The 5,153-nt window shown below is 73.4% G+C and carries 4 protein-coding genes and 2 pseudogenes; 1 reads left to right on the forward strand and 5 read right to left on the reverse strand.

Features of this window, described 5'->3' with window-relative positions:
• The 5 genes and pseudogenes from AC08ON_RS09565 to AC08ON_RS09585 form a co-directional block, all read right to left on the reverse strand.
• Window positions 1-421: pseudogene (locus tag AC08ON_RS09565) on the reverse strand (DUF58 domain-containing protein); the annotation flags it as partial.
• 9 nt (window positions 422-430) lie between these two features.
• Window positions 431-1,360, reverse strand: a complete 930-nt coding sequence (locus AC08ON_RS09570; RefSeq protein WP_476607327.1) for an AAA family ATPase — start codon at window positions 1,358-1,360, stop codon at window positions 431-433.
• A complete protein-coding gene (locus tag AC08ON_RS09575) occupies window positions 1,357-3,027 on the reverse strand; it encodes a DUF4350 domain-containing protein (protein WP_476607320.1) in 1,671 nt (556 codons plus the stop codon). Before AC08ON_RS09575 ends, AC08ON_RS09570 begins: the two co-directional genes overlap by 4 nt.
• Before the next feature lie 103 nt (window positions 3,028-3,130).
• Window positions 3,131-3,823 (reverse strand): DUF4129 domain-containing protein, encoded by a 693-nt coding sequence (locus AC08ON_RS09580; RefSeq protein ID WP_476607321.1) that lies wholly within the window; start codon window positions 3,821-3,823, stop codon window positions 3,131-3,133.
• Window positions 3,820-4,737, reverse strand: coding sequence for a DUF7847 domain-containing protein (locus AC08ON_RS09585; RefSeq protein ID WP_023839914.1), 918 nt, complete (start codon window positions 4,735-4,737; stop codon window positions 3,820-3,822). Before AC08ON_RS09585 ends, AC08ON_RS09580 begins: the two co-directional genes overlap by 4 nt.
• A gap of 119 nt (window positions 4,738-4,856) precedes the next feature.
• Here AC08ON_RS09585 and AC08ON_RS09590 point away from each other — a divergent pair.
• Window positions 4,857-5,153, forward strand: a pseudogene (locus AC08ON_RS09590) (hypothetical protein); the annotation flags it as partial.

Consider the following 5,153-nt stretch of genomic DNA (forward strand, 5'->3'; position numbering starts at 1 on the left):
CGAGGCCGAGTGGCCCCAGCGAACGGACCGTGATGCGGAACGGCTCCCGGTCGCCGCGCCGGGTCGGATGCAGCGTCGTCTCCAGGAAGCGCCGCTCCCCCGCCGGAACGGTGACCCGGTGCTCCCGCGGCCGGGACCCCGAGGACGGCGGCCAGGCGTCGCGGATGTGGGCACGCACCGTGCGGGTGCCGCCGTTCGTGACGCCGAGCACCAGCGGAACGGGCTGACCCAGCCGCCCGGCGGTCGGTCCGGAGCGGCTGAACTCCAGCGTGCGGACCCCACCCGCCAGGGCGAGGTCGAGGGCGACCAAGCCCACCACCACCAGGTCGACCAGCACGAGGGTCAGGCCCGGGGCAGGGGACAGGACGACGACCAGCGCCCCGAACAGGGCCAGTGCGACGGTACGGCCGGTGATCGCCACCGTTTCCGCCTACCGGGGCACCGGAACGGTGGCGAGTACCTGTTCGAGCACGACGTCGGCCGTCATGCCGTCCAGTTCGGTCTCCGGACGGAGGCTGATCCGGTGCCGCAGGGTCGCCCGGGCCAGCGCCTTGGCATCGTCGGGGGTCGCATAGCCGCGTCCCGACAGCCACGCCCAGGCCCGGGCCGTCGCCAGCAGCGCGGTGGCGCCGCGGGGGGACACCCCGAGCTGTACCGACGGTGCCGCGCGGGTCGCCCGGGCCAGATCGACGATGTAGGCCAGCACCTCCGGGTGGACTGCGACGGTGAGCACCGCGGCGCGGGCCGCCGCGAGGTCCGCTGGCCCCGCGACCGGGTGGACCCCCGCGGCGGGCAGGTCGGAGGGGTCGAACCCGTCCGCATGGTGGGCGAGGACACGGACCTCGTCGTCGCGGGGTGGCAGTGGCAGCGTCACCTTCACCAGGAAGCGGTCGAGTTGCGCCTCGGGAAGCGGATAGGTGCCCTCATGTTCGATCGGGTTCTGGGTGGCGAGGACTGCGAAGGGGGCCGGCAGCGGCCGCGGGACGCCCGCCACACTGACCTGACGCTCCTCCATCACCTCCAGCAGGGCGGCCTGCGTCTTCGGCGGAGTCCGGTTGATCTCGTCGGCCAGCAGGAGGTTGGTGAAGACCGGGCCCTCCCGGAAGGTGAACTCGGAACTGCGGTTGTCGTACACCAGCGAGCCGGTGACGTCGCCGGGCATGAGGTCCGGGGTGAACTGCAGGCGCTTGGTGTCCAGTGCCAACGCGGTCGCGAGCGTGCGGACCAGCAGCGTCTTCGCGATGCCGGGCACCCCCTCGAGCAGTGCGTGTCCCCGGCACAGCAGGGCGATGACGAGCCCGCTGACCGCCGCGTCCTGACCGATCACCGCCTTGGCCACCTCACCGCGCAGCGCGATCAGGGCCCGGCGGGCCGTCTGCGTGTCCGGTGGTGCCGGCTGCTCTCCCGGACCCGGCGCCGCGGCGGACGACGATGCGGTCGAGGGCGGGGGGCTGTCGTCGGCGCGTCGATGCGTGGGGATGTCACCGTATGCCTACCTGTCGATCGAGCTCGTCGAGCGCGTGGGCCAGCGCCAGCAGCGCCGCGTCCTGCGTATCGCGTCGAGGGGCGCCGGCGCCGGCCCGGGGAACGCCCGCCGCGGCGGTCCGCTCGGATCCGCCGTCGGCGATACCGTCCGGTTCCGCCGGATGCCGCCCGCTGTCCGTTCTCGGCCGGGTAACGGCCTGACTGGTACCAGTCCCTGGCCCGCCCGAGGTGACCGGGCGGTCCGGCGGTCTGCGGCGGCATGCCCGAACCGTACAGGAGCGATCCGATCTCCGAGGGTGACCGTCCCGTCTGCTCGCTGGCAGTGGTCACCAGAGCGACGGGATCGGGGCTCAGGGAACCGGCAGGGGTCCAGGTCAGGGGCAGGCCCATCCGTTCGGCCAGCCGGACGCGCGTCCCGGCCCGCAGCGCGTCGGCGGTCCTGTCCCGGGCGTGTGCCGCCGCGTACAGCCGCCCGCGTCCCTCGACCGTCTCGGCCGCCCGGACGACCACCGGAAGGGGCTCCGGCACCGGCGGCCCGAGCCGCCGGCCACGCCACAGCGCCAGCAGCGCCAGGACGACGACGATGTGCAGAAAGGTCCACCAGAAGGCGGACGGCAGCAGATCCATCATGCTTTTCGTGCCGACCCCGCCGGCCCCACCCGCGTTGGGTGTGATCCAGGACAGTACGGGTTGCCGGGCGAGCAGGCCGAGGGCCAGCGCCGCGTTCCCCGTGCGACCGAGGTGCTCGTTGGTGAGGAACCCCGCCGAGCCGAGCAGCAGCCGCCCGCCACCGGCGCGTGGTGAGCCCGATCGGGTGGGGGTCAGCACGGCGAGGCGTGCCTCGCCGTGCGGGTCGCCGTAGCACAACGAGACCGCCATGTCGCCGAGACCGGCTCCGTCGCCCTGGCGGGTGAAGGTCTCGTCGGCGCCGATCGAGGTTGTTCCGGCCGTGGTCGCCTCGGGTAGGAGGCACCGTGGATCACTCTGCTCGCCGCTGGGCGCGGAGCCTGCTGTGACCACCCCGACATTCAGGGCACCGAGCACCGTGGCGTCCGGCGCCACGAGGACGACGTCGGCGCCCTGCCAGACCCGTCCGAGCAGGGCGATCAGCTCGTCATGGGTGAGTCGTCCCGGATGGACGACGACCAGCGTCGCCCTGCCGCCCGCCCCGGCTGGACCGACCCCGCCGCCCGGACCACCGGGGTTCGGCCCCTGCCGCCGGCCGCCGGAAGGGTTGTCTGTGGCGGACACGATGATCCCGCGTGCCCGCAGGATCTCGGCCAGGGCCCGGGTTCCTCCGGGCTCGGCGGAGGCCACGTCCAGGTAGGCCTGGCCGTCGGGCCGCCCGGCCAGCGCCGAGACGACCACGTAACAGAGGACCAGGACGCCGAGGACGGCCACCACGAGGATCCCGCGGCGCACCGCTGGGGGCCTGGGACCGCTGCGCAACGCGCTCGGCGACCCCCGCCCGGACCGGCCGCCGGCCGTCCCGCCGCCACCGAGATGGTCACCGGTGATCGCCGGGGCGCCGGGGATGGTCATGCCGGGACCGCGAGGGTGCCCGCGCCGCCGGTGCCGCCGGTGCCGCCGGTGCCGTCTGTGCCGCCCGTGCCGCCCGTGCCGCCCGTGCCGCGACGTAGCTGGATCAGGGCGCGGTCGGCCTCGACCAGGACCCGGTAGCCGGCCGCGGACCCCGGGCGCCCGCCGTACCAGATCTCGCTAAGACCTCGACCGCCGCGGCGAGCGCCGCGGTCGGCTCGAACTCCGTGCCGGGTCCACCGCCCGCCGCGCCCGTCGTCGCGCCCGGCCGGTCTGTTCCGCCCCGGGGTTGCCCGCCGGCGGGGGACGGCGCGATTCTCGCCACCTCCTCGACGAGTTCACCGGCCGTACGGCCGGGGCGCGGATCGAGCACGTCCTTCTCCTCCAGCATCCGCACGATGGCCCGTAGCCGGGACCGAACCGCCTCCGCATAGGCTCCGCCGGCGGCGTGGCCGTCCGCCTCGGCACGCAGCTGCGCCGCGGTTGACGAACTGGACAGGTCGTTATCCTCCCGCCTGATACGCGCGCTGCGGCGCACCGGGCCGAGGCACCACCGCAGCGCCACCGCCACGACGACGAGTACGAGGACGAGCGCGAAGACCCCGAGACCACCCGACCCTCCGCCGGGGCCGTCTCCGCCGGGGAGCAGCCAGTGGACCAGATCCCCGATCCTGTCGTCGATCCACCGGACCGCCCGGCTCCACCAGCTGGGTTCGGAATTTCTGTAGAGGTGCCTGGAAAGTTCCCGTCGAGCCTCCTCCCGAGCTCCGTCCCGAGTGACGGGACCGCCGAGCGTCATCCGGAGGGCCGCAGGCCGGCGGTGCGGGCGCGGGCCGCCTCGGCGAGGGTCACGTCCAGACCCTCGCGTCTGATCCTGAGGTCGACGTAGAGCAGGACGACGGCTCCGGAGACGATCGGCGTGGAGATCGCGGTGGCGAGCAGACTGCCGATCGCCTGGACGATGTAGCCGGTGACGGTGAGATCACCCCTGATCGGGTCGCCGAACACCGACTCGGAGGAGGCCATCACGATGCTGGCGGCGATGGCGAAGATCGCACCGAGGAACCCCGCCACCAGCATGGCGAGCAGCAGAATACCGAACGTCCGCCACCATGATCCACGCACGATCGCGATCGACCGTCGCAGCGCGTCGCGCACGGTGCCGCCCTCGAGGACGTACGCGGGCGTGGCCAGCGCCAGGTAGACCCCGACGACGATCGCCCCGACCAGCAGCGCGATCAGCCCCAGTACCACCGACAGCGCCACGATGACCGTGAGGCCGAGCAGGCCGGGCAGCCGCGGCGCGACCCGTCGGACCGCGTCGATTGTGGTGATTCGGCTTCCCAGGATCGCCTCGCTCACCACGACGCTGAGCACCCCGGAAAGAAAGAGCCCGAGGATGAGATCGAGACCGAGCATCGCGACGGTGATGGCGGCCCTGGCGCCCGGCGACGCGTCCTCGCCGCTGATCGCGACGGTGGTGGACACCGTCTCCACCACCGCCGCGGCCGCCACCGTCACCCCGACGGTCGCGCCGGGATTCGTGCGGATCGTGGCGAACGTGCCGTCCAGGATCTCGCCCAGAGCGAGGGGGCGCAGCGGGATGATGCCCGGTTTCGGGACGGCCGGGCCCCACCGCCACTGTCCCCACGGGCCCTGCGGGGCGCCGGGCGGCGGGGTGCCGGGCGAGGCCCAACCGGGTCCGTCGGCCATCGGTGTGTCTCCACTCGTCGCGGTCGGTGTCGAGGTTCGAGGTGTCGAGGTAAGGATGCCGTGCTTGTGGTGGGCATGCCGCGGCCGCTGTGAGGATTCTGCGCTCTCGGCCAGGATGGATGCTGGCGGTGCCGGCGGAATTACGCGGTCTGGCCGGGATGTGCCGGCCGGGATGTGCCGGCCAGGCCGGCCCCACCTCGGCTGCGGGGCCGGTGGCCGACCGCGTCGCCCGGGATTGTCCACAGCCGCTTCGCGACTGCCGGGGGCGGTATCCACAGATCACCACTCGGGGCTGGTCGGCCCGCGACCTGCGGCTGATCCTTCCTGTCATGCCTCGAGCCACGTTGTCCCTGCTCACCAGGAATCTTGCGATTCTCGCTGATCTGATCATGCCGCTTGCCTGTGCCGGATGCGGC

It is taken from the genome of Frankia sp. CoWAU3 (assembly GCF_977971855.1).